Source organism: Wolbachia endosymbiont (group B) of Longitarsus flavicornis, from assembly GCF_964028135.1.
Taxonomy (GTDB): domain Bacteria; phylum Pseudomonadota; class Alphaproteobacteria; order Rickettsiales; family Anaplasmataceae; genus Wolbachia.
The window spans coordinates 491827-518385 of the sequence record NZ_OZ034758.1; the positions used below are offsets into that span (position 1 = coordinate 491827).

Annotated in this window: 24 protein-coding genes and 1 pseudogene; 12 read left to right on the top strand and 13 right to left on the bottom strand. The window is 33.5% G+C overall.

The genetic code is table 11. The annotated features are described in order from the left end of the window. Window positions 1-19: 19 nt before the first annotated feature. On the bottom strand, window positions 20-298 hold the full coding sequence (locus tag ABWU45_RS02365; RefSeq protein WP_010404234.1) for an HU family DNA-binding protein: 279 nt from the start codon (window positions 296-298) through the stop codon (window positions 20-22). A 19-nt stretch (window positions 299-317) separates the two neighbouring features. Next, window positions 318-1970, bottom strand: a complete 1653-nt coding sequence (locus ABWU45_RS02370; RefSeq protein WP_353278851.1) for a 30S ribosomal protein S1 — start codon at window positions 1968-1970, stop codon at window positions 318-320. A gap of 103 nt (window positions 1971-2073) precedes the next feature. Between ABWU45_RS02370 and trmB the strand changes: the two genes are divergently transcribed. Beyond that, a complete protein-coding gene (trmB, locus tag ABWU45_RS02375) occupies window positions 2074-2718 on the top strand; it encodes a tRNA (guanosine(46)-N7)-methyltransferase TrmB (RefSeq protein ID WP_353278853.1) in 645 nt (214 codons plus the stop codon). A gap of 208 nt (window positions 2719-2926) precedes the next feature. Here trmB and ABWU45_RS02380 read toward each other — a convergent pair whose 3' ends face one another. Both ABWU45_RS02380 and terL read right to left on the bottom strand, forming a co-directional pair. Next, window positions 2927-3448 (bottom strand): pyrimidine dimer DNA glycosylase/endonuclease V, encoded by a 522-nt coding sequence (locus ABWU45_RS02380; RefSeq protein ID WP_353278855.1) that lies wholly within the window; start codon window positions 3446-3448, stop codon window positions 2927-2929. A 130-nt stretch (window positions 3449-3578) separates the two neighbouring features. Continuing rightward, a complete protein-coding gene (gene terL / locus ABWU45_RS02385) occupies window positions 3579-4976 on the bottom strand; it encodes a phage terminase large subunit (protein WP_353278857.1) in 1398 nt (465 codons plus the stop codon). 68 nt (window positions 4977-5044) lie between these two features. Between terL and ABWU45_RS02390 the strand changes: the two genes are divergently transcribed. Further along, entirely contained in the window at window positions 5045-6148 is a 1104-nt protein-coding gene (locus ABWU45_RS02390) for an alpha/beta hydrolase (protein ID WP_353278859.1), read from the top strand. 367 nt (window positions 6149-6515) lie between these two features. On the opposite strand, the gene ABWU45_RS02395 is transcribed toward ABWU45_RS02390, so the two are convergent. The 8 genes and pseudogenes from ABWU45_RS02395 to purE all read right to left on the bottom strand — a co-directional run bounded on the left by ABWU45_RS02395 (window position 6516) and on the right by purE (window position 18763). Next, complete coding sequence (locus ABWU45_RS02395) at window positions 6516-6848, bottom strand: hypothetical protein (RefSeq protein ID WP_353278860.1); 333 nt, start codon at window positions 6846-6848, stop codon at window positions 6516-6518. 190 nt (window positions 6849-7038) lie between these two features. Beyond that, entirely contained in the window at window positions 7039-7872 is an 834-nt protein-coding gene (locus ABWU45_RS02400) for a hypothetical protein (protein WP_353278861.1), read from the bottom strand. A gap of 4 nt (window positions 7873-7876) precedes the next feature. Further along, window positions 7877-12279 (bottom strand): annotated as a pseudogene (locus tag ABWU45_RS02405) (hypothetical protein); the annotation flags it as partial. Between the two features lie 372 nt (window positions 12280-12651). Beyond that, window positions 12652-14115 (bottom strand): DegQ family serine endoprotease, encoded by a 1464-nt coding sequence (locus tag ABWU45_RS02415; RefSeq protein WP_353278867.1) that lies wholly within the window; start codon window positions 14113-14115, stop codon window positions 12652-12654. A 3-nt stretch (window positions 14116-14118) separates the two neighbouring features. After that, the gene (gene hflC, locus ABWU45_RS02420; protein ID WP_264374549.1) at window positions 14119-14991 is read right to left on the bottom strand and encodes a protease modulator HflC; all 873 of its coding nucleotides are present in this window, start codon (window positions 14989-14991) and stop codon (window positions 14119-14121) included. 2 nt (window positions 14992-14993) lie between these two features. Next, the gene (gene hflK / locus ABWU45_RS02425) at window positions 14994-16019 is read right to left on the bottom strand and encodes an FtsH protease activity modulator HflK (RefSeq protein ID WP_264375971.1); all 1026 of its coding nucleotides are present in this window, start codon (window positions 16017-16019) and stop codon (window positions 14994-14996) included. Between the two features lie 414 nt (window positions 16020-16433). Next, the gene (mutL, locus tag ABWU45_RS02430) at window positions 16434-18263 is read right to left on the bottom strand and encodes a DNA mismatch repair endonuclease MutL (RefSeq protein WP_353278868.1); all 1830 of its coding nucleotides are present in this window, start codon (window positions 18261-18263) and stop codon (window positions 16434-16436) included. After that, window positions 18263-18763 carry a 5-(carboxyamino)imidazole ribonucleotide mutase gene (gene purE, locus ABWU45_RS02435; RefSeq protein WP_007302433.1) on the bottom strand — a complete coding sequence of 167 codons (501 nt, stop codon included), beginning with the start codon at window positions 18761-18763 and terminating at the stop codon, window positions 18263-18265. The genes mutL and purE overlap by 1 nt, the downstream gene beginning before the upstream one ends. An 845-nt stretch (window positions 18764-19608) precedes the next feature. Between purE and ABWU45_RS02440 the strand changes: the two genes are divergently transcribed. From ABWU45_RS02440 to ABWU45_RS02485, 10 genes are all read left to right on the top strand, one after another. Continuing rightward, complete coding sequence (locus ABWU45_RS02440; RefSeq protein WP_064085421.1) at window positions 19609-19905, top strand: helix-turn-helix domain-containing protein; 297 nt, start codon at window positions 19609-19611, stop codon at window positions 19903-19905. 60 nt (window positions 19906-19965) lie between these two features. Then, window positions 19966-20358: a DNA-directed RNA polymerase subunit omega gene (gene rpoZ / locus ABWU45_RS02445; RefSeq protein WP_264682592.1), complete on the top strand. Its 393-nt coding sequence runs from the start codon at window positions 19966-19968 to the stop codon at window positions 20356-20358. Window positions 20359-20387: 29 nt separating this feature from the next. Then, on the top strand, window positions 20388-20633 hold the full coding sequence (locus tag ABWU45_RS02450) for a monovalent cation/H+ antiporter complex subunit F (RefSeq protein WP_319606842.1): 246 nt from the start codon (window positions 20388-20390) through the stop codon (window positions 20631-20633). A 6-nt stretch (window positions 20634-20639) separates the two neighbouring features. Next, a complete protein-coding gene (gene mnhG / locus ABWU45_RS02455) occupies window positions 20640-20912 on the top strand; it encodes a monovalent cation/H(+) antiporter subunit G (RefSeq protein WP_012481981.1) in 273 nt (90 codons plus the stop codon). An 11-nt stretch (window positions 20913-20923) separates the two neighbouring features. Beyond that, window positions 20924-21448 carry a DUF4040 domain-containing protein gene (locus tag ABWU45_RS02460; RefSeq protein WP_213863894.1) on the top strand — a complete coding sequence of 175 codons (525 nt, stop codon included), beginning with the start codon at window positions 20924-20926 and terminating at the stop codon, window positions 21446-21448. Further along, a complete protein-coding gene (locus tag ABWU45_RS02465) occupies window positions 21441-21860 on the top strand; it encodes a Na(+)/H(+) antiporter subunit B (protein ID WP_264682594.1) in 420 nt (139 codons plus the stop codon). The genes ABWU45_RS02460 and ABWU45_RS02465 overlap by 8 nt, the downstream gene beginning before the upstream one ends. Further along, window positions 21857-22159: a cation:proton antiporter subunit C gene (locus ABWU45_RS02470; protein ID WP_353278871.1), complete on the top strand. Its 303-nt coding sequence runs from the start codon at window positions 21857-21859 to the stop codon at window positions 22157-22159. The genes ABWU45_RS02465 and ABWU45_RS02470 overlap by 4 nt, the downstream gene beginning before the upstream one ends. Before the next feature lie 139 nt (window positions 22160-22298). Beyond that, on the top strand, window positions 22299-24194 hold the full coding sequence (gene rpoD, locus ABWU45_RS02475; protein ID WP_353278873.1) for an RNA polymerase sigma factor RpoD: 1896 nt from the start codon (window positions 22299-22301) through the stop codon (window positions 24192-24194). 616 nt (window positions 24195-24810) lie between these two features. Continuing rightward, window positions 24811-24957: a GDSL family lipase gene (locus ABWU45_RS02480; protein ID WP_341810917.1), complete on the top strand. Its 147-nt coding sequence runs from the start codon at window positions 24811-24813 to the stop codon at window positions 24955-24957. 13 nt (window positions 24958-24970) lie between these two features. Beyond that, complete coding sequence (locus tag ABWU45_RS02485) at window positions 24971-25114, top strand: hypothetical protein (protein ID WP_029237693.1); 144 nt, start codon at window positions 24971-24973, stop codon at window positions 25112-25114. Between the two features lie 709 nt (window positions 25115-25823). Here the strand turns inward: ABWU45_RS02485 and ABWU45_RS02490 are convergent. After that, entirely contained in the window at window positions 25824-26441 is a 618-nt protein-coding gene (locus ABWU45_RS02490; RefSeq protein WP_353278875.1) for a hypothetical protein, read from the bottom strand. Window positions 26442-26559: the final 118 nt, after the last annotated feature.

Genomic DNA, 26559 nt, shown 5'->3' on the forward strand with positions numbered 1-26559 from the left:
AAATTTACAATATAGATTTTTATTCATTTATCAAGAGGGATAACTTTTTACTGCTACGAAAATAAGTTTTAAAGTATTGATGTTTTGCAACCTTCTGTGACGTCAAATTACTTGCTTCTTTCAAGTTATAGCTTCTAATTGAAAAAGAACCAAACCCCCTGATTTCAACTCTATTATGATATTTCAACGTGTTTGAAAACACTCGAAAGAAACTATCAACTATGTCTGCTATAATGACCTTATCTAACAAAAGGTGTTTTTTTGCCACTTTTGCTATTATATCAGATTTCGTTGCCATTTATATGAAGCACAAGAAGTTATTTGGCAGATAATATTATATTATATTTTTCAACACCTACTACTTCAACTTGTATTTTTTCTGATATAGAAAACTTTTTATTTTCTGGTAAATGCTCTTGATCTACTAAAAGGGTTACATTGTTCTCAACCTCAACGATTAGACCATTTTCCTCTCTCTTACTTACAGTAACCTGAATTTTATCTCCTACTTTAACTTTCTCTATCAGTTCTTCAAGAGGATCATACTCTATTTGCTTTACTCCAAGATAAATTCTTGTCCGATCTACGTTAGCCCTTATCACTTTTGCTTCTATTTCATCACCTACATTATACTTTTTTATCTCATCTGAATTGTTTTTCGACCAACTTAGATTTTGCATATAAATTGTTCCTTCTACATCCTCAGATATCTCAGAATCATCAAAAGTCACAGATATTTGTGAACCATTGTTGCTTTTAACTTTACCAGAAACAATAGAACCAAGAGGATATTTATCAATAAATACTTGCCAAGGATTCTCTACGCACCTTTTTGTGCTTAAACTCATCTTATTTTTAATAATGTCAATACCGAGAATTTTTACATCCACTTCTTGTCCTATTGTTACAAAACTACTGATTGGTAAATTACTCTTGCTCCAAGTTATTTCTGATGAGTGTACCAAACCCGCAATCCCAGGTTTAATCTCAACAATGAATCCACAATCTTTTATACCCGTTACACATCCTTTGTGTACGCTGTTAATTGGACATTTTGACTCTAGATCTTGCCAAGGATTGTCTCCTAATTGTTTTACACCCAGGGAGATTTTTCCATTTTCTCTATCTATTTTTATAATTTTAGTTTTTATATGCTGACCATAAGAAAAAATTGCAGATGGATGACTTACATTACTCCAAGAGATATCTGTAATATGTAGCAGCCCATCTATAACTCCCACTGTATCTGATTCATGAATGCCAACAAATGCACCGTAGTGAGTGATGCTTTTTATTTTGCCTTCTACTACATCACCTTCATTTAAAGATTCTAAAAACTTAATTTTTTCACCAGCATGCAATTTCTCTAATACCAGCTTTCTTGATACTACAATATTCCCCTGCTTCTTATCCATTTTAAGCACGATGAATTTTTGTTCAGTTTCAATAAGGTGATTAGCATCTTTTATTTGCTTCAAATCCACATGACTCAGCGGTAAAAACGCACTTATTCCATCACCAAGATCAACAATAAAACCGCATTTAATTGAGCGTTTAATGATTCCTGTTACTTCATCTTTTGTAACTGCGCTTTCTTCCAATTTATTCCATTTTTCGTCTCTGATTGCTTTCTCACGACTAAGAACAACATTACCATGGTAATCTTCAATTCTTTCAACATAAACTCTAATTTTCGAGCCAACAGTGATATCATCATTACAACCGAGCTCCTTAATCAGAATTCTTCCGTCTGACTTTAAACCAATATCAACCACAATATCATTAGAATTTCTTCTTGTGATTATACCTTCTACCACATCTCCTTCTTTGATTTTGTTAGCAAAAGAATCTTCACAAAAGTTATTATCTTGATTATCAAATTGATCTTGAAATATCTCTTCTATGAACCTATTTGATGATAGCCTCTTGATAGCAACTGTACTTTCCATACCTTTTAATTTTAACTTCATTAGAACTCATATATTATATAATATTAATAATTAGTGACAAGTAAATTCTCATTAATTCATTTCGAGAATTGTTTAAGCTATAAAAGATTAAGTTATGTAAGATATGTTATCTAGGAATAATAATTGGATTAGGTCATTTTCCAGAAGATCTAGGTTGAAGTTGAATGTTTTGGAGAAGTATTCTATTAAAAACAGCAAGGAATCTATAAAAAAGATCGTAGACTTACAAAAAAGAATACGAGTAGAAATAGGTTTCGGTAATGGTGAAAATATGCTCCATCAGGCATTCAATGAATCTGATCTATTATTTATAGGATGTGAGCCTTATTTAAAGGGGGTCTCTTCCTTGCTAAAAAGCATAGAAGCACACAGCATAAAAAATATTTTAATATGGACAGAAGATGCAAGAGAATTAATTGTCAATTTTCCTGACCACAGTGTTGAAAAATTCTTTATTCTCTTTCCAGATCCATGGCCAAAAAGAAGTCACAACAAAAGACGGTTAATTAATACGGAATTTTTAAATTTATTAGCAAAAAAAATACTTGTCACAGGTGAAATATTTATTGCAACTGATCATCAGGATTATTCAGAGTGGATAGAGTTACATATAAAGCAGTGTAATTTTTTAACCTATAAGGAAGATAGTTTTGCAAATTATACCCCAACAAAATACCACAGAAGAGCGCTAGAATATCAGCGTAAAATAAAGTTTTTTAAAGTAAATGTTATATCTAAACTGACTTAGATTTACCTCTGCTTGTTAGTACAGATGTGTACATGACACTCTATAGTGCAAGTAGCCTACCATATACTGGGAATAACAGTTTACTGAATTCTTTAATCTCACAAATAGAAAGATCAATAAACTTGATAAACATCAACATTATCAGCCAGCATTGCTTTTGCAACTTCAATTCTACCTTTTTTATGATCGGTTTGGATAATTTTATAACCTATAGCATTTTGTCTAGCAACCAATCTGGTGCTTCTCTATCTTTTTCCCACTTAGCAAATCTCATCTTTTCTTTTAGGTAATATTCTCTATATGCTTCTATTGGGTTACTACATTTATATCGATCAGGTAACGCTTGTGTAAAAGCTTGTATATCAGCTGATCGAAATATTAGCAAATCCTTGTTATTATCGCACCAATCTATAACTTCTTCGGATTTATGCGTTCTTTTGTATCGCAAGCTATATTCTATACACAATTCTTTTCCATGTTTTATTAACCAATCAAAGTTTCCTTTTGATTGTCTAGCCCATAAAGAACAAGGATGGTTTTTGTGAGTAAGTTTATATGGAACTTCTATATTCTGGTTTGTAATGCTGACTAAAGGATTTGGCTCTTTTAATGCTATTGAAAAAACACTGCTAAGCAATTGAGCAGTTTCTAGCGGCATTTTTACTATGTGCTTATCGCATAACATTTGTGCTGCAGTTACAGGATTTTCGTCTAATATAAAGATATTCATCTAAGCACCCAGAGATAGAATTTTTGCGTAGTATTTATTTCAATAAACCCTAAAATATCATTCAGAAAATGGATAAGTTAAATAAGCTCAGTTAAAAAAATTATACACAATTCCGAGGAACCTTTTCAAGCTACAATGAACGTATAGCTACCACTCTAGCAATATTATTTCTCACCCACTGAAGATATTGCACGGTACTGTCTACTTGATCGTCGTGACGGGTTTCTGGAAACATTAAAATCTCATACTCAAAGTCGCTAAGCCATACTGCTTGGTTAGGGAGAAAAACCCGCTCAGATTCTATAATTGGGACAATTCGGTGAAATCGAGTTAATTTGTCATCATGTGGTACTATTTGAATAATAGGTAAATCACTGTTTTTCCTGAGCTCCTGAACCAATTGCTGACCGCTTGCTTTTGCTTCGATTAAAATTGCGTGTGGCTTCCACCTTGCAGCCAGCGACAGAACTTTCTCTTTAAGTTTTGGATATTCAAGTTTTGCGCGATATACATCGAGTAAATAGAATGTATTATCTACTTTTGTCCAGGTAGTGCAGACACTAAAGTCACTTGTATTGTTTGTTGAAATTGCAGTATCCCAACTTTGTGTTACATGCAAAAGGCTATCAGGAAAATTTTTATAGCGCTTCAACCACTCTCGTTTAATTATAGCACTTGAAAGTGGTAGAGGGTTTTGTTGGTATTGAGCAGCAAAACCATAACTCCCAAGTTCAGCTTTTATCATCTCAATTTCTTCTTTTCCTTCAGTTAGGGAATACAACAATTGACCTTCTTTTCTTGAGTATATTTCCTGTTCATGCTCTGGAATATGATTATTAACTGAATAAATAATCTCCTTATCTTCAGCTATTATTGGTAAACAGACATGATGCCATATGTTTCTTGGTTTACAGAGGAGGTGACCAGTTAAATCTTCTAAATGGAGTCTGTGCATCACAAGAACGATAACTCCTTTTTTTCTGTCGTTGAGCCTGGTTACTAAAGCCTGATCAAACCAGTTTGCAGCACGCTTTCTAAATGTTTCGCTCAAAGCTTGTGCGGGACTTAGTGGATCATCCACGATAATGAAATCTCCACCTTCACCGGTTAATGTTCCCCCAACTGATGTTGCAATCCTACATCCTCTCTGCACTGTTTGAAATTTATATTTAGTGTTTTGATCTTTGCATAATTCTACTTTCGGAAATAGCTCTCTATACCAATCAGACTGCATTATGCACCTTGTATCGAGTGAGTGCTTTTCGCTGAGCAAACGAGAGTAACTTGCAACTATTATTCTTGCAGTTGGCTGATTTCCTAGTATCCATGCGGGCCATGCAACACTTACACAAATGGACTTCATTGAACGCGGCGGCATATTGAATATTATTCTTCTTGCTTCACCAGCGCTTGCTGCTTCAAGCCTGTCTGCTATGACTTTTATATATTGATAATCATTATACTCACACCCCGGCACTACCGTTTGAAAGCATAATTCAATGAATTTGAGAAGGTTTATATTGTTCATAAAATTAAGATTTGTTGATTTTTTTAAGATTTTATGTATTATTAAATTAGGCTATTGAGGGTTGAAATATGAGAAAAATTAAAACACAAACTAAGGAAGAATTTGTCAGAACTCAAAACGGGATGAAAATCCATACAATTACGCTTTCTGGTAAAAATGTAAATAATCTAAGTGAAAAACATCTGGTATATTTTATTGGTGGAAATAGAGCATTAAGTCCTAGTAAAGATTATTCCCAAAATTGGAATTGGGCTACAGAACAAGGCATTACTGTACATCTCTTTAATTATCCTGGACTTGGTTTAAGTAAAAATACCTCATTGATACGTAGTAATAGAGTTAAATCTGGTGTAGCAGTTGTAATTAACTTATTGGAAAAAGGTATAAAGCCAGATGATATTATATTGTTTGGAGACTGCCTAGGTGGACATGTGGCTGCAGAGGTTCATAAAAATTTTAAGTATAAGGATATACATTTAAGATGCATCGTTAGCAATGCTGCAAGTTCACTTAAACAAGCTTCTCTTTATTATTTTGGATTCATAGCAAAATTAAAAATTTTTCTTGCTCCGATAATCAAATTGGTACTAAAGATTTTTGGCTGCCACTGGAAGACATATAAAATCGTAAATTCAATTACTCCTTATACAATGTACTTTAATCGAGAGGGAGATAAAACGATAAAACAGCCAGCGCAACTTGCAACAGAAATAGAAAAAATAGATCAAAGCGGTAGAAGAAAAGATTACCAAAAAAAAGAAGTATTTGAAGATTTTGAGGAATATGAAGAATTTTTCAAGCAGTATACAATATTAAGAAAAAATGATGAATATATTGATCCTAAAAAAGCTGAGAAAGATATACATAAATTGCCAATTACGTGCTTAAAATCTTCCAACAAAACTGATTACACTTTTCCTGAGCTGATTAATTTATATATTCAAGCGACAGATGAATATTTTTCTAAACATGGCTCACTAAATAATGAAGAGAAAGTTAAAGCATTTAAAGAAAGCAAATTTTATAAAGATTTTTCAAGCTGCAAAGGACTTTTGCATAATGATATGAAAAAACAAGAGCATCCTTCGATGTCATTTCAGCATGTGATAATAGAATCTGGGGAAAAAAAGAAAATGGTACCTTTCTTAACAAGTCAAAGAAGTCTAGGGTAGCGAGCTTTAAACTTTTGACGCATATGCTTTTTTCAACATTTTAGCCATCTGTATCTGTTCAGATGCATGCAAATATTGAAACCAGTGTTTCTTTTCTTGTCATCCGAGTACTGGGATCCAACTAAATTGGTAAACACTTTACAGCATTTTTGATGGAAAGAACTAGATGCCAGTGTCAAGCACTGACCCATTTTTTCCTTAAGTTTTTGCAGCTTGTGTTCTATTACAAAACCACTGCGGTACTAACGAGCGGCAAAATGGTAGCGAATCTAAACTAAAAAGAATACATTTTTACACTTCTTTGAATTCTACTTAATTCAATTTTAAAAACAATCATTGAAACAATTATAATATACCGTGTATGTGGTTAAGATATCTCTGGAATAGTATAAAGAACTATGTCATCATTGAAGAGAAATTCATCTGTTGTTTTGTACTCTTTATTAATTTTATAAGAATCATAAACATCGTAATCTGCTTTTCTATGGTAATCACAATATTGAAACTTACCCTCTTTATTGAAAGAGCCAAATTGATCAATTAATGTAGCCATTTTCTTACCTTTTCCATTGTTTGTTAATTCAAATACATCAGCTGGACAGTGACTTAAAGAATCTGAATTAGTAGTTCCTTCTGTGATAAAAAACGATGGTTTATGGTCAAGCAACTTGCAGAAATTTGGCTCATATTCCTTTTTCATATAGTTTAAACTTATATACTGATATTCATCTGGGATCTCCGAGTATTGTGGATCATACCTTTTATATTCAAAAAACTCATTACCTAAAAAATTACAAAACGTTAATTGATAATCATCATTATTACTGGGCTTAACGACTTTAAGGTAATGAAAATCTTTAGGAATTCTTACCTCTTCTTTTGTAATATAATTATATTACAAGCTCACCATTGAACATATGATAGCCAATTTTTGGTAAAACAGCTATAAGCTTACCATTTGACATAATTTCTGCTTCATAGATATCATCTGATAATTCTTTTCCCTTCTGCAAAGTAAAACCTTGTACGGTCTTGGTTGAGCTTTCTATTGCTTCTGATGTACCACACTGCTCAGTCTTAGTTAAGTTTTCTATTATTGCTGATATCTCACTTATTTCTAATATATCATGTTCATTTTTTGTGTATTTATAGCAATTACCATCTTCACACACTGGAAGACAGTTTCCTTCTTTGTCTGATATATAAATATTATCATCTTCTATTGTAAAATAAAGTCCATCTGTTTCTTTCTTGATCATTTGCAGCACTGGGTCATTTTCATCATTAAAATCGATGAAATTAATAAAGTTTAGTAGACCAGTTTTATTGTGTCTAGAAACGGATAATTTGGCACCAAAATGTGAACTACCTTTTATTTCATAAAGCAAAACTCCCATTTGGTTTGATTTAAGGTTTTCTATAATTTCATTCCTGTTTGCATTTGTGATAGCCTCTTGTGCTATAGTAAAGTCCTCTTCAATAAGATTATTGCGTTCGTCATGTTTTCTCGCTTTCAGAGGTAAATTTCCTTCATACAAAACTATTGTATTATTCTCCCACTTTAATTTTACATCATGAATATCTTTTATTTCCGCTGTACCATTTTGTGAATGGATAGTATACCCGTTACTGCTGCTCTCTAGTCTGTAATATGCAGTAGGAAGATTAATCAGCTTTTTGTAAAGTGGATTTTTATCGTCTATTTTAAATGTATATTTTTCCATACTATTACCTTAAATAACCAACAACTTTCTGATTAATGGCACTGGAGCTGTTTAGAGAAAGGACATCACTCATAAAACTTCTTGGCTGCTCACTATCTGCTACTATTTTTTCAGTATTAATGATATCCCTTTGCTGCTCGTTGTTTATTAACCCTCTTTCCATACCATCTCTAAATTTGACTAAAAAACTCTTAATTTGCCTACAATGTGGGCAAGCTTCTTTCGCCGTTGAGTGTAAAAACTTCAACAGCTCGTTACGATTTTCATCATTAGATAATGATTTACTTACAATAATTAACTGTAGTTTCACTGGATCAAAATTTAGACTTTTCTTTGCGATGCCGCATTTTAAAGCTGTTTCTCCTAACACCTCTTCAAATTTTGCTATAATATCTGCTGCATTTATTGTTTTTACTGCTTGATTGAGCTCCTGTATTTTACTCTTTGCTTTATACTCACCTTGGCGTACAGAAGGATAAAAGAAATTTATTACTTGCGATATAAATGAAGTTGGCCTGCTTGCTCCATTTGTTATTGGTAGATTATTTAATTCTTTTATTTCCCTCTTTCCTATATTTCTAGATTTAGGACACATTTGATCTGTGGGTTCTGCCTTACAAAATATATTTTGCACTCTATCATGAAGTACTTTAGCATTGTTTTCTGATCTAAATGCTTTATCAGCAAAACTGTCAGCCTCTTCTTTAAAAGTTTTAGCTTGTGCTGTAAGATTCACTGTTTTGTCATGTAGTCTTTTAACATTATGTTCAGCGTCTTTAGCTCCTTTGGCAAAACCTTCTGAAGCATTTTTAGCTATCTCTGCTGCTTTTTTAGCATCCAGAGTTTCATTTTTTGCTTTTTTTATTTCACGTAAAAATTGATTAGCTACGTCAGCACCTATTCCATCTTCTCCCTTGGAACCTGGCAATCCATTCGCACCTGGAGCTCCGGTATCTCCTTTTGGACCTTGTGGACCTGGCATACCCTTAAGACCAGATCTACCAACTTGACCTTTAGGTCCTTGCAAACCTATCTCTCCCTTAGGTCCTTGCAACCCATTCGCACCTGGTTCTCCTTTGTCACCTTTAGAACCTATCTCTCCTTTCTCACCCATATCACCTTTTATTCCCATGGCTCCGTCTAATCCTTTAGGACCAATATCTCCCTTTGTTCCATCTATACCTGGCTCACCTTTTATGCCTTTAGGACCAATATCTCCTTTTAATCCGTCTATACCGGGCTCACCCTTGTTACCTGTAAGACCTTGTGTACCATTGAAGCCCCTCAGACCTGGCTCTCCCTTAGGACCTTCTGGACCTTGCAATCCATTTGCACCTGGAGCTCCGATCTCTCCTTTCTCACCCATATCACCTTTTATTCCCATAGCTCCGTCTAATCCTTTAGGACCTATATCTCCCTTTGTTCCATTTATACCTGGCTCACCTTTTATGCCTTGAGGACCAATATCTCCTTTTAATCCGTCTATACCCGGCTCACCCTTGTTACCTGTAAGACCTTGCGTACCATTGAAGCCCCTCAGACCTGGCTCTCCTTTTGAACCTGGCAACCCATCTGATCCTTTAGTACCTTCTGGACCTTGCAACCCATTCGCACCTGGTTCTCCTTTGTCACCTTTAGAACCTATCTCTCCTTTCTCACCCATATCACCTTTTATTCCCATGGCTCCATCTAATCCTTTAGGACCAATATCTCCTTTTTCTCCCTTTGGACCTTGGACTTCTCCTGGATTTTTCCTTAGTTCTTCTGCAATGCTTTGTGTGAGCTCGGTATTATTTGCAAGGTTTTCTACTAATGTATGATTAGCATCACTTAGTAACACATCTGCTAGCTCTTCCATTCTGTTATCAGCTAATGCAATGGCTATTCCTGTTTGAATATCTTGATTACTAATAATTCTTCCTGCAACTTGCTTCTCTAATACTAAATCTCCGCCTTGGTCACGATATTCAAGCACCTGATTAGCAATAGTGCCATTATTAATTAATTTTTGTGCAACTTCTTCAGGACTTGCATCTCTACCTTTATTACCTTTAGACCCAGTATCTCCTTTGTCACCTTTAGAACCTATCTCTCCTTTCTCACCCATATCACCTTTTATTCCCATGGCTCCATCTAATCCTTTAGGACCAATATCTCCCTTTGTTCCATTTATACCTGGCTCACCTTTTATGCCTGGCTCTCCTTTAGGACCGATATCACCTTTTTGTCCTTGTGTGCCTGGAGGACCTTGATCACCTTTTGGTCCAGGTGCACCTGACGCTCCAGTATCTCCTTTGTTACCTTGAGGACCTAGCTCACCTTTTTGACCATTTCGGCCTGGTTCGCCCTTTTGGCCTGGAGGACCTTGTACGCCTTTATCACCTTTAGAACCAGGTATACCTTGTGCGCCAGTCTCACCTTTTTTGCCGTCACGACCTTTTTTACCTATCTGACCTACACCAGTTGCTCCCGGTTTACTTTGAGGACCTGGCAATCCAGCGTCTCCTTTATCGCCTTTTGATCCATGCGCACCTGACGCTCCAGTATCTCCTTTGTTACCTTGAGGACCAGGAAAACCTCGTTCACCCTTACCACCTTTGAAACCTTGGTTGCCCTTTAGACCTAGTTCGCCCTTTTGGCCTGGAGGACCTTGTACGCCTTTATCACCTTTAGAACCAGGTATACCTTGTGCGCCAGTCTCACCTTTTTCGCCGTCACGACCTTTTTTACCTATCTGACCTACACCAGTTGCTCCCGGTTTACCTTGAGGACCTGGCAATCCAGCGTCTCCTTTATCGCCTTTTGATCCATGCGCACCTGACGATCCAGTATCCCCCTTGTTACCTTGAGGACCAGGAAAACCTCGGTCACCCTTATTACCTCTGGAACCTTGTTCGCCCTTTAACCCCCGTTCACCGTTACGACCTGGTTCGCCCTTTTGGCCTGGAGGACCTTGTACGCCTTTAACTAACGCTTTTAAAGAATCTTCTCGCTTTACACGCTCACCAAAAAAATGTGCTATTCTTTCTGAAAATCCCATGGAATTACGCTTATCTTCTTCCATTATAGCTGCTGCTAAAGGATATAGATGGGCTCTGTTAGAAGAAAATTCGGTAACAACTTGATTAATACTTGGAGTTATTCCATTAGTGCCTTGATTTCCTTTTTCTCCTTTAGGTCCTTTATCGCCTTTTGATCCATGCGCACCTGACGATCCAGTATCCCCTTGTTACCTTGAGGACCAGGAAAACCTCGGTCACCCTTATCACCTCTGGAACCTTGTTTACCGTGGAACCCCGGTTCACCGGGTGCACCGGTATAACCTAGTTCGCCCTTTTGTCCTGGAGGACCTTGTATACCTTGAGGACCAGGCTCTCCATAGAAGCCTCTATCACCTTTTTGTCCCCTTTCACCTGGCTCACCTTTAGGACCTTGTACACCAGTACGTTCTAATCTGTCTATTCTGCGTTTTAAAAGTTCAATTTCTGTTTCTAAATTTATATGTTCTTGAATATTCACATCAACCTCCAAAAAGTTATCAAAATTTTCTAAGTTATAATAATAAGGATATGGACCTGGTCTATTGTCGTTCTCATACCCAAAAAAATTAGGGTTAAAATTATAAAAATTTTTGCATGTGCTATTTTCATACGATATGCAACCAACATAACTATTGCCTAACTTTTTTACTGCGAAATAGGTATCTTGTGCTTTCAAGCTCTCCATTTCATGAAAAGGGAATAGCTGGAATATATTGTCTATACGAGTAAATGCTGAAAGGATATTATTCAATATGCCAACTTTTCCACCAGTTAAATTATATACCTGAGCGCTCCTATATCCTTTGTACATATTTCTTGATTCTTTAAACAAATAGTCTCCTATTTTTATTTTGAGTCTTTTATCAGGTGAACTTTTAAGATCTTCCAAAATAAGACTGATATTTTCGCTACTAATTATGTCTTTTGGATCTATTAAAACCTTCCTGTTTTCTAGCAGTTCATAATAAATACTACAGTTTTCACGATTATATGCGTTAACATAGAAACCATCTGTGTAACCATGAGGTATACGATCAATAGTATCTATCATAGTATTTTTGCCATCATAGTAATAATAATAAGGTTGATCAGAGGTAGTAACTAAAGCGAATTTGTAATCATTTCCTACCCTTTCTAGCTTTAATTGTGGCCATTCAGATAAGTCGTTTAGTATACTTGCCACGTCATGCTTCAAATCCCAAATTTCAAAACGCTGACCAGTAGCGTCATCCTGAATAATGTAAGATACACTAGGCAGGCTAAATGTTGTTTTGTTATTTAATCTTATTTGTGCAGGTATCCTACGACCAATTCTATTATTACAATCGTTTTGTGGAATATCTTCTTTTTCTAGTTTAAAACGCATCTCCACCTCCCTTTGCGATTAGATATAATTAATTTATGGGTATTAATTATTGATTAATAATGATGATAAGTAAATATGATTATGCTTTATACTAATTTAGTTATAAATTAATTTGTGAAAGAAAGTTATCCTTTTTAAACTGATTATAAAAAGCCTTTATATCATCCAGTTTCTTACCACTACAGCTCTTTCATCTTATAGATGATGATGTTCCAGTGCTTGATACTGAAATCTAGTTCTTCCATAATCTCGTTGGAAACGTTTTCAGTATAGGGATAAATTTTATTAATCTACAGAAACACCCTTACCCTCAGGATAAAGAAGCTAGTTAAATTTGTCAAGCAATTTTTTCATGACCAGCTAGATAAATAGCTACTTCTTCAATTTGATTGAGGTGAAAAATTGATTGCCGTTGCGGTAAATAAGCAGCATTACTGAATCTTTGCCGTCTTTTTTTACTGCTGAATCAATTTGTTTTTGAAAATCATTAGTATTTTCAATATCGATTCCATCTAGTTGGATAATTATATCACTTTTCTTAATAACACGTAGTGTAGAATTACTACTACTATCTACACTAGTAACTACTACACCCTTTGTGGGTGCATTGTTTTTTAGTTCTTTTGGCAAATTTGAAACGGTTAAACCACTTATATAACTAGATGTTGATTTATTTTCTTCTTGATTATTACCTGAATCATCATTTGTAGATTCCTCGATTGCAACCTTGATATTGACTTCTTTACCTTTTCTAAGTAACTTAACCTGTACTTTCTTTCCGGGCTCAGTTCGTGAAACCATATGAGGTAATTGCGTCATTCTATCAATTTTTTTGCCGTCAAACTCTAATAGTATATCACCTACTTTGATTCCTCCTTTCTCTGCAGGACTGCCCTTTACTACGCTTGCAACTAATGCACCTTTGATATCTTTTAAACTCAAGGATTCAGCAAATTCTTTTGTTATAGGCTGAACTTGCACGCCAAGCCAACCATGTTTTATTTTTTTACCACTTTTTAATGTGTCAATAATTGAAATAGCTAGATTAGATGGTATAGCAAAGCCTATACCCACGTTACCGCCAGACTCAGATGGGGAATAAATAGCAGTATTAATACCTATAACTTTTCCATTTAGATGAAATAGTGGTCCCCCTGAGTTACCTCTATTAATTGCAGCATCAGTTTGAATAAATTCATTCATAGTACCAATACTAATGTCTCTAGATCTTGCAGACACAATTCCTGTACTTACAGAGCCACCCAAACCAAAAGGGTTGCCTATTGCAATAACTGTATCACCAACTCTTGCTTTATCAGAATTACCAAATTCAACAAAAGGAAGATCTTTATCAGAATTAATCTTAAGCACAGCAAGATCAGTTTTTGCATCATAGCCTAAAACTTCTGCTTTGAAATAAGTATTATCGTTCATAGTAACTGTAATATCTTGGGCATTTTTAATAACGTGATAGTTGGTTACTATGGTTCCACTTTTATCTATAATAAATCCAGACCCAAGTAACGTCACTTCTCTATTAATGCTAGGAGCTCTATCGAAAAATTGATCAAAATGCTCGAAAAATTCTCTAAAGTCATCAAAGAAATTATTTCTTGGCGTAAAGGGAATTTTAGTTCTACTGTTATTTTCTTGCTTAACTATTTGCTCACTTGAAATATTTACAACTGCGGGAATAAGTTCTTCCACTATATCAGCAAGCCCTTTATTACAACTACATACAGGATCTGCAACTGTTTTTGCAAACAGATTAGCATATGAAGAAAATGAAATTAAAAAATATGCAAATATAGATAAAATAAATGCTTTACTTTTCATAAACTATTTCCATCCCTTGTTCAAAATATCTAAGAAATTATTATTTGGTGAAAGCACAAATTTAGTATTATCCTTAGCAAATGATTTACTATAAGCTTTCATAGAGCGATAAAAGTTAAAAAACTCTTCATCAACCTTGAATGCCTCATTATAGATTCTAGTTGCTTCAGCATAACCACGGCCTCTTATTTCATGTGATTCTTTTACTGCACTAGAGACAATTCCCCTTTTTAATTTATCAGCTTTTGATCTAATTTCTTGTCCAGCTTGTTCTCCTTCTGCTCTAATTTCTTTTGCTTCCTTTTCTCTTTCAGTTTGCATGCGGCGGAATATTGCAGAACTATTTTCTTCTGGTAGATCTGCTCTCTTAATTCTTACATCTATTATTTCTATGCCAAATTTTCCAGCTTCAGAATAAACTCCACGTTGAATTAATTGCATAACTTCTGATCTCTTTTCATTCAACAAACTAATTAATGAAAATCTTCCTATATTCTCCCTTATGTGAGCTTCTATGACAGGATATAATCTTCTAACTAGCCCTGATTCATTTTTCACAGTTTGATAAAAAGTGATAGGATCTATTATTTTATATTTTGCATAAGCATCTACTATAATACGCTTTTGATCTGCAGTTATCACTTCCCTTGGAGTTTTATCAGGACTTAAATCTAAAATTCTCTTATCAAGAAATTCTACGTTATTTATAAATGGCAATTTAAAATATAAACCACTGTCCCTAACATCTTTTACGACTTTACCGAGTTGTATAACTATTGCTTGTTTTGTTTCTTGAACAACGAAGATTGAATTAGATAAGGCAATCAATAATACAACAAATATAAAAGCAAAAACAATTTTTATATTACTACTCATGGCTATTTTCCTAAATTTGTAAGAGGTAAATAAGAGAACATACCTTTCAGATCGTCTGTTATAACAAACTTATCTACCTTGCTGAAAATATTTTCCATAGTTTCAAGATAAATACGATTCTTAACAAGAGAAGGATTTTGTCTATATTCTTCGTAAAGAGATAAAAAGCGATTTGCATTACCTTTTGCTTCATTTATTATTTCATTCTCGTATGCTTCTGCATCTAATTTTATCTTTATTGCTTCACCTTTTGCACGAGGTATAATATCATTACTGTAAGCGTATGCTTCGTTTATGGTACGCTCCTTATCTGCGCGAGCACTTTGTACATCCCTAAATGAGCTAATCACCTTTTCTGGTGGATCAATTTTTTTCATTTGAACGGATAAAATCTCTATACCCATTTGATATCCATCAAGAATCTGTTGCAATAAAATTATAGTATCTCTGGAAATTTCAGCTCTGCCTTGACCTTCGAGTGCAAAAGAGATCGTATTCTTACCTATTATTTCTCTCATAGCACTTTCAGCAGCATTTTTAACGCTAAAACCAGGTTTATAATCCCGCACTTTGAATAAATAATCTTTAGCATCCCTGACTCTCCATTGGACCTCAAAGTTAACGTTGACTATGTTCTCATCTCCGGTAAGCATCACTCCTTCACCACGATCTGTATCTCGCCCATAAGAGCTGCTTATCCCAATTTCTTCACGATTTACTTCTTTAACATTTACTTTAAAAACCTTACCAATAGGGTAGGGAAAGTGATAACGCAAACCAGATGTTTCTGTATTGGAATATTTGCCAAAAGTAAGTTCTATACCTTCCTCACTCGGATGGACAATATAGAAACCAGTACAAAGATAAAACAACAAAACAATAAAAATGATGAAATAAGGTTTTTTCCCTCTATTTCTGGTTAAGCCATTAAAAAAGCATCTTATATCAGACACAGCTTTACTTAAAATATCTTCATTACTTGAACCTGACGGTTTCTTTCCAAGATTCCAAGGATTACGCTCATCCATAAAAATTATTAATTGTATAACTAATACGCTGATATTACTTAATCTTATCAAAAAATGCAAAACTATTTTGTTTGCAGATTAATGATCGGAGTGAAGGATGTGATCATACACTTCCTTTTTCTCTATATGATATGGTCAATTCTACAGAATTTCTGGCTTTTTTTGAATTCTTTATTGTCGTTTTTGATAAGTATCTTTAGTTGTATATTAATTATTAACATAAAAGACAATGCCTGGGATTTAGGAAACTTAATTTTAATCAAGTAGCTGCATAATAAATCATCGTCAAGTAATAGAATGACATTATCCACTATACAAATTACCTGCAAATTGCAATGTTCGAACAATTGTGTATCTGAGTTTTGAGATGACGAAACTAGGGTTGTATAATCTATACACATTTGTGACAATTTCTTACCTTCGCTCAAATAACTTTTCAATATCGCTTAATTTCATTTCTATATAGGTTGGTCTTCCGTGATTGCATTGTCCAGAATATGGTGTTTTTTCTATTTGCCTCAACAACTCATTCATCTCCTCTAATTTCATCTTTCTACCTGCTCTAATTGATCCATGACAAGCAATTGTAGCTAGTATTTTATTTATTTTATCCTCTATAGGTAGAGTATCTTCTATTTCTATTAATCTATCCACTATATCAATTAGCATTTTCTTCACATCTATTGACCCTAAGATTGCAGGTATTTCTTTTACTATGATCGCATTTTCTGATTTAATTTCGATATCAAAGCCCATTTCGAAAAGCTTATCCTTATAAACTTCTATCATTTCCATACCGGCTTGACTTTTGATTTCAACCATTTCAGGCAAAAGAAGTTTTTGTCTTTTTATACTTGATTTCTCCTTTAAGCACTCGTATACTAGTCTTTCATGGGCTGCATGCTGATCTACTATAATTAGTTTGTCTCTTACCTCGGCAATAATATAAGTATTGTAGATTTGACAGTGTGCAAACCCAAGTGGATAGTCCCTTATTAGATCGGTTTGTTTCCTTTCCAAAATTGTAGTTTCTGCTCGTGGAGGAGATTTTTGCATACCAGTATAATCAAACGATTTTGAATGTTCTGATAAGCTTTTTATCTCTATATTTGGAGAAGTAAATTCTCTCATTAACTGGTTTTCAAAAGGATCCGACCTTCTTCCATAAAATTCATTTTTAAGACTAGACCTACTAAAAGGATCTGATGATAGATGATTCGTTGTTGTTCCATTCTGGGCCAATACAGTTTCTGCAAGATCTATTCTCTTTGATAGCACTTTTATTAGCCCTCTTCTCACTATTTCATATATTAGCCTCTTGTTCTGAAACCTTACCTCTGATTTATTTGGATGCACATTTACATCAACTTGATCATACGGTATCTCTAAGTGCAGCGCTGCAAAAGGATATCTATTGCTTGGAATAAGGTCGTGATACGCATAACGAATTGCACCAATAAGTAGATTATCTTTAATTGGTCTACCATTAACAAATGTATAGATCTGAGTTGAATTGCTACGATTGACAGTAGGTTTACAGATGTATCCTGTAAGTCTAATGCCATCTTCTTCTTCACTAATTTGCAAAGAGTTTTCATGAAATTCTTCTTCTACTTCGCATAGCCTGCTAAATAATGAGGTCTGCTTAGCATACTTAAGAAGCTTCTTATTATCGGAGATAAGAGTAAACTCAATTCCATAATTGATCATTGCTAAGTTGTTTACAATATCAACAATGCTTTGTGTTTCTGCCCTTTCGGTTTTGAGAAATTTTAGTCTATTTGGTGTGGCAAAAAATAAATCTCGTACTTCAATATATGTTCCTATCGATAAAGGATAAGGAACAAGCTCTCCTATTTTTTCTCCCCCCTCATACCTTATAGACCATGCTTGATCTGCTTTGCTTGCCTTAGATGATAATTTTATTCTGCTTACTGCTGCAATTGAAGGCAAAGCTTCTCCTCTAAAGCCAAGATGCTTGATCTCTATCAATTCACTGTCACTCAATTTTGAAGTAGCATGGCGCATAAACGCAAGTTCTAAATCATCCTTTTTTACTCCGCTACCATCATCGATTACAGTAATGAGGTTACGCCCACCACTTTCTATCTTAATTTCTATCTCTGAGCTTCTGGCATCTATTGCATTTTCCACTAATTCCTTTACCACACTTGCAGGCCTTTCTATTACCTCTCCTGCTGCTATACGATTTATGGTTTTTGTATCTAAAAGAACTATTGCCATTATAATGTTGGTTTTTCTTTTACTGCTTTAGTTTGCCCCTCTCTCCATTTTTTTAATCTATCTGCAATTTCACTATTAGAAATCGACAATATAGATGCAGCAGTAATAGCGGCATTGCATGCTCCACTCTCTCCTATAGACATTGTTGCAACTGGAACACCTTTTGGCATTTGCACTATAGATAATAGACTATCTAGCCCATTTAATTGCTTGCTATGCACAGGAATACCGATAACAGGTAAATAAGTAAGCGATGCAGTCATACCAGGTAAATGAGCCGCTCCTCCTGCACCAGCTATAATAACCTTAAAGCCTTTTTCTTGAGCAGACTTAGTAAAATTAAAGAGTCTCTCTGGTGTTCTGTGTGCGGATATTATAAATACATCATGTGAAATTTCCAATTCTTTTAATAGGTTAATAGCATGCACCATAGTGCCATAATCCGACTCGCTTCCCATAATTACAGCAACATCCTTTTTCATTTTTTCTGTATTAGACATGATTTTATTTACTAACCAAATAGTATTTCAGAAGCAACAGATATTTAAATTAAATTACGAATATGATATAGCATTCTTATTAAATAGAAACTTTAAAAATTGAAATGAATCCCTATATTAAAATATAGAGGTATAAATTTCGGATATAAGGGTCTATTCATAATCTTTTTAGAAGCAAAGCGGTGGAAGCAAGAAGACGATTTGTAAGCTAGTATTGAATTTTGCTTATCACAATTGTCTACACTTTTCTATAAGAGTATTAGAGACTTACCTTTTGACAATACGGCAAAGATTTCTACAGTTACATCCTTTTATTTGTTTCTTTGCAATTACTTTTTTATATATGTTTCAAAACACTTTCTTTACTTCCGCTATGTTTTTTACTTCATTTATTAAAATAATCTTGCCATTTTGAAAACATTGTTGATTCACTGAAGCCACTTTTTAGGACCTGTAACACTATGTAAAATATATCCTAAATCTTCTTGATTTTGTTTCTTTCTACAGAACTCTACTCAGTTTTTCTCCTACTCATCTTGCTCTGTTTTCATAATTTACATACTCTATCTCCTGCTTTATTCCTTTCTTGAGATCATGTACAGTCTCTAAAACGAGTTTGTAAAATGATTATTTCTGTATTTTAAACTTTGCAATTTCAACTTATTCTCTTTAATAGTAAGTTTTTTACAAAATAATAGTTTGAAATTACTAGTATTTTGATAAAAATTATAGTCAATTTAAAATTTTGAGTATCAGTATATCATTATAGTTATTGACAAATTATATAATATTAATATTATAATATAATATTTAATAAAGCTAGTTGGTATGTGAGAGTAAAAATTATGGAAACAATATCATTAAACAATCTGGATAGTGAAGCAATAAAAAAAAAATTGCTGAGCATAATAAGTAAAATTATAGGAAAAAATACTTGGACTCAAGCTTGTGCGGCTGAGAAACTTGGTATTGATCAACCAAAGGTGTCACAAATTAAAAGTGGTAAGACAAGTGGTTTTTCTTTAGAGAGACTGTTAGGTTTTTTGAAAAAGCTTGATCATGAAATAACAATTACAATAACAGAAAATCAATCAGTAAAAGCTAAAGAAGAAAAAGTAGAATGTAGAATTGGATCTCAATAGATCCGAAGTTGACATCTTATTTTTTGTGATATAGTATAAAGTTTATCAAGGTAGTATTTTATGATTGAGTCTATTGTAGAAAAGTGTGTAGAACAGGTACACAACCGTTTTAAATTGGTTCTGCTAGCAAGTCAAAGAACGCATGATTTGAGTACAGGGGCAAGCGATCCCGTTGAAATGGTTAAGTTTAAAGATCATAAGGATACGATAGTTTCTTTATATGAAATAGCAGAAAAGAAGGTGAATACTCATGAATTGTTTAACCTTTTGGTGAAAAGGTGCAAGGAGCACATGAAAGGAAACACAGATAATACTTATATTAATAGTCCAAGTAAGCTAGCAAATTTGTTAAATTTTTCTGATCATCAACTTAACACAAGTCTGGATGTAAGTCAAGAAAGCCACGATGATGAAATAGATGATCAAGATAGTGGTGAAGAAGTACCGATTTAGAAATCTGCAGAGGTTATAATAGCTTATAAATGATTAGTATTGCTATCTATGCGCTTTTGTTCTGTATGAGTGTAATGTTATGTTGTATAGTATTTAGGTCAAGTGATGTGTACAATAAGATTTTAGCATTCAATAGTTTATCAACACAAGTAGTTTTACTCATAACAGCAATATCGATTATTCTGAATGATTTTTTTTTAATTGATATAGCATTACTATATGCTAGCATCAGCTTTATATCAACTATAGCGCTAATGAGATTAATGTTGTTTTGATAATTTATGGTAGCATCCATTCTCATATTTTTAGGTGTTTGTTTAATAGTCATTTCAAGCGTAGGAGTAGTAGTATTTCCTGATTTCTATACTAGACTACATGCTGCAGGTATTGCAGATTCTAGTGGCGCAATGTTGTTGTTGATTGGTTTTGCTTGGCAAAATGAATTTTCAATCAATACTATTAAAGTTATATTATTGATTTTTATAATATGGATAGCCAATTCAACTAACAGTTATATTTTAGCGCGTACTTATTATAAAAGTAAAGACTATTAAAGAAGGTTAAGATGCTAGAAATACTGAATCTAATATTACTTTTGCTGTTACTCACGGTTACAGTTTTTATAGTTCTTTCGAAACATTTGGTTGTAAGTGCTGTTCTAATGTGTGTATTTAGTGCACTTATTGCACTTATGTACTTGATTATGAATGCGCCAGATGTTGCAATTACTGAAGCTTCTGTTGGTGCAGGATTGAGCACAGTCTTTACGTTTGCAGCACTCTCTTTGGTAAAGAATTACAAAGCAAATTTATCTCATAGCCCCACAACACTTTTTTTTATGTTATTTTTGACTGCATGTTTATCATACTTTATGATTCAATTACCAGATTTTGGCAGTCATAATGCTCCAGTTCACTTGCACGTTGCTCCTTATTATGTAGAAAATACTGAAAAAGCTATTGGTATTCCTAATATAGTGACAGCTGTTTTAGCAAGCTTTCGTGGCTATGACACATTTGGAGAAACTATAGTAGTTTTTACTGCTGCACTTTGTATAATGTTAATATTAGAAGAGAAAGAAAGTGATTAAAGATCCGGTATTAAGTGCAGTAACATTTTTGATGATACCTTTTATCATTTTGTTTGGTTTATACATACAGTTTCATGGTGACTATACTCCAGGTGGAGGTTTTCAGGCGGGAATAATTATTGCTTCTGGGATAATATTATATTCTATGTTATTTGATGTACCTACAACTTTAAAAGCAATACCTTACTCTATTATCAAATTTACTAACGTACTAGGTATTTTAACCTATGGAGGAGCTGGTATTATAACAGTTTTATTTGGCCAAAATTTTTTATCCTATAGTATATTGTCAGCTGATGGTAGAACAGGTCAAAAATTGGGTATTTTCTTAGTGGAGCTGGGTGTATTGCTTACCGTCTCTTCTTCCATGTTAATCATATATATAAATTTTGCTCGCAAGAAAAAACAATGACTCTATATAATTATGTAGGCATTACTATATTGATGGTGCTAGGTTTCTATATCATTGTAAATGATAAAAACTTAATCAAAAAAATGATGGGATTAAGTGTCTTACAAGCATCTGTTTTGTTGTTTTACATATCTTTAGGGTATGTAAAAAGTTCTTTACCTCCTATATTGACTTCAAATTTTCACTTATATACCAATCCTATACCTCACGTCTTAATGCTTACTGCTATAGTGGTTGGAATTGCAACATTTTCAGTTGGATTGTCCATAGTAGTAAGAATGGAGAGATTAGTTAATTAAGAAGAGTGTGAATAAATTGACAGTATCTTAAACTATATGAAGTAGCAAGTAACTATAAATTAAGAATAAAACTATAAGCTTGCTAATTGTAAGTTTATTTGATAAATAAGAAATAAAATTATAAACTGTAAAGGTAATGATGTCAACTATTAATGGTACGGAAGATAGGAAAAAGATCATCAAAGATCTTGTAACCAAAAGTATAAGAAAGGGCGGTTTTATCACTTTTGATGATATAAATGATAAGTTGTCAGATGAAAGTTTTCCACCTGATTTTATAGATGATACTATAGCTTTATTGCAAGACTCTGGAATTAACATACTCGAAAGTAGTGAAGATGAGGAAGAAGCTCCTTCTAATGATGATGGTAATAAGCTTGATGATGAGACATCGTTGAATACTACTACAACTTTAGTGCAAAATGATGATCCAGTAAGGATTTATTTACAAGATATGAGCTCTGTAAAGCTTTTGTCACGAGCAGATGAAATTAAGATAGCAAAAAAAATTGAATCTGAAAAGCATAACATGTTACGTGCAATAATTGAAACATCAGTGGCATTCAACATGATCAAAACATGGCGTGATGATTTAAGTGGGGGAACTTTTTTGCTGAGAGAAATGATAAATCTAGATGCAATTTATAACTCTGATTTCAATATGGTAGCCAAAGAAGAAAGTGAAGCTGAAGATGTTAAAGATTATGTTGATGATGAGGAAAAAGGCAACGATGAAAAGGGAAATGAGAGTGAAGATATAAGTTCAGCGAATTTAAACATTTCTGTTCTTGAAATGGAAAGTGATTTATTGCCAAAGGTTATCACAGCATTGGATGAGATCATTACTTTAACAAATGAAGCATTGGTATTGAAAAAAAATTCTAAAGATTTCTCTAATGAGCTAGAAAATTTATATAATCAAATATGGTCTGTAGCATTACAAATTCAGTTTAGTGATGCTGCTATTGCCAGAATTACACAAAAACTTTACGAAATAAATAGACTAATCACGTTTGAAGAAGCTAATCTTATTACTGAGGCTAGAAAGTACGATATTGATAGAGAAAGTTTCTATAATATTTATTGTGCTGTGCTTTTAGAGCACGAATTGAGCGAAATCAGTCTTTTAAAGAAGAATGAAAAGCAGTCCCTTTTTACAGGTGAATTAAAAAATAAATTCTTAAGGTTTATAAACGATAACTATGAATATATAGCTAGTGCCTTAAGAAATATTAAGAGTTATGTACAAGGAGATAAAGTACAAGAGTTTAAGGAGCTAATCAAGAGAATACAAAAACACGAACGAGAAGTCTCTGAAGCAAAGCAAGAGATGATAAAGGCTAATTTAAGGCTAGTGGTTTCAATTGCTAAAAAGTATTCAAAAAGAGGACTTGATCTACTTGACTTGATACAAGAAGGCAATATTGGTCTTATGAAGGCTGTAGATAAGTTTGATTACAAACGTGGATATAAATTTTCGACTTATGGTACTTGGTGGGTAAAACAATCAATAACTAGGGCAATACCTGAACAGTCTAAAGTAGTTAGAATACCAGTTCATATGGTGGAAATTATCAGTAAAATCAATAAAGCATTAAGAAAGATGACTCATGGAATGGGTAGAGAGCCAACATTAGAGGAATTAAGTATAGAATTGGCAATGCCGATAGAAAGAATACGTAAAGTTATGAAAATAGCAAGAGATCCAGTAAGTCTTGAAGCTCCAACAGGAAAGGATGATAGTAGTACCTTCGGTGATTGTATAGAAGATAAGCGAGTTTCTAAACCAGAGGATGCTGCAATACTTGCCGACTTGCGTGGCATTACGACCAATGTTCTTGCAACTTTAACACCAAAAGAAGAAAGAATTCTAAGGATGCGCTTTGGCCTTGGTAAAGATGGAAAGGAGCATACCTTAGAAGAAGTAGGAAAAATTTTTAATGTTACACGTGAAAGAATTAGGCAAATAGAGGCAAAAGCACTACGTAAGTTGAAACATCCAAGCCGTGCTAAAAAACTTAGAGGTTTCTTTTAAGGCAGAAGGGCTGCTCAAAAAATAGGTAAAATTCAGCCAAAGTTCTATAATTTTACCCTATTTTTCTTTTTTTATAGGCTTCATAGAGCAGTATGATTAGATATTGAATGTTATGGCAAATGAAAAGAATAACTCTAATTCAAAGTGTAAAAATTTTTGTGTTCTGGGTGATAGTTTATCTGATAATGGTGTAATTATTGAAATTTTAATAACTTATCCTTTGTAAGAAACGTGAAACTTAATGCCCCTTTTTATTAAGGAGGATTTTTAGCAATGGCCTTACTGTTGTTGAATATGTAGCAAGGTATTTAGGTTTAGAAGAATTTAAGTCATCATGGAGATGCTCATTTTTTGATCGATACTATGAACAGTAAGGTCATAACTATGCGATTTTATATGCAACAGCATCTGAAATTCTTAACCCTATTTTTTCTTATTTCCTCAATAAATTTCGTTTAGTTAATCAGCTAAACGCAGTAATTAAACATCATCCAGACGTAGGTAAAGGAGATTTTATTTTTCATTATAATCGAGGAAATAATATTATGGGTGCCACTGCTTATAACAATGTTAAAGCAGAAAAAGTATTGAAATAAAGGGGTTAGTGAAATATGTAATGCATTTGGTTCTAAATGAATATGGTGTAAAGCATGTGATTGTTGCAAATGTGACTGAGGTTGGTTTGATACTAGATTTAATAAAGACGAAAAGCAAGAGAGCTGGCTGCAAAGCTTACACAGAGTTTCAATACAAAATTAGCTAATGATTTAGATTATATGAAGAAAGGTGCAGATCTTGAAATAAAAGCATTCGATCTTAATTCTAAAATGAAAAGTATGCTTGGTAAATATAAGAGCAAAGGGTTAAATGATCGAGATGCATACCTATCAAACATCGTAGACCAGTTTGGGGGAGGGTGATTTGGAAAAAGTATAAAGATACTCTTGTTGATATTTAAAGGAAGGCTTGATACTTACTATAATTCTGGATGCAGCACAGAAATACTAAAGGATTATTTCTTTTTTGATTATTTTTATCCAACTGCAGAACCTTATTGTGAAGTTGGTAATGAAATGTATGAGTTGATAAAAAATTAGATTTCTTTTAAACATCTTTACGGTTTGTAGTAACTATCTGCGTAGCTGAATGGTAAAGGGAGGGGGGTAAACAAAGTAATCTAAAATATAGAGAAAATACAACGGTGCTTGATACATAGCTATTGCGATTTTATCCTCTTTTTGTCATTTTAGTGCTAGAATGACATTCTGCGAGTGAAGTTTATTCTTTGATATATTAACTATAAATATAGAGAAGTCTTACTAAATAAAAAAGGTAAAAGAACCTCTGAGTAGTAAAGTTTTGACTCTATATTACTGTAAGTGGTGCTGTAATGATGTTCTAACAAGCGTGACTTGGCTGAGTATAGAAAAAATTAAAAAACCGCTATAATTTTACGTAATCTACCAATAAACACCTAAGTTTTTACTGGATTTTGTGATTGATTCTGCAGGTCAAAAACAAATTTTGAGTCATAAATACTTTTAGTGCCATAATAAAATAGGGAGGTTTGTCAAGTAAAGTTCTTTATTTCATCAGATGCGCTGCCAAATTGTTATGCAAGCAAGTTTTTTAGTTTTCGTATATCCGAAGTAATTCTTGTGCATTGGCCTTGATTAGAGTCGGACATTCTCTATCATTTAATAATGAATGCAATATTTCAATTGCACCTTTAATGTCGTTACTGTGTATCTTTACTATAGCGATAGCTTCTTGGCTTGAATAAGGGTACACTGCATTTGATTCTAAATTACTAATTTTATCTCTATTTGTTTTTTCACCGCTGGAGTGAAGTAAGCTCATTACTTCTAAGTATTGTGCTAACTCACGCAAAACATCAGGAGCATCTTTATCGTCTGCCAAATCATTATAAATAATAGATGCTGTGTCTATTGGCATTGAATCTGAGATATGATTGAATGCGCGTTCAAAATTTGCTAAATACTCCCAATTTGAATCTATTTCTTCTAGCAGTGACTTATTATCTTTTTTTAAGAATAATATTTCGTAAAACTTGTCACCTGCAGTTATAGATTGTTTTGTGTTATCAATGTTGCGCAATAAGTATAATGTGATGCCAACTAACATTGGCGCGAGTGCAAGCAGAAAGATGTATTTTTTCATGGTAATATTCCAAATAGTTATATATTTATACATTAATGCTTTTGATTTGCAAAAACATATTGACATAGTGATTATATCACATAATAATATTCTTAGAGTTGTTTGAATAGTTGGAGATTAAAATATTTCTAAAGTAGAAATAAAGACAGCAGTATTAAGCTAAATTATTTTTTGTCGGATTTAT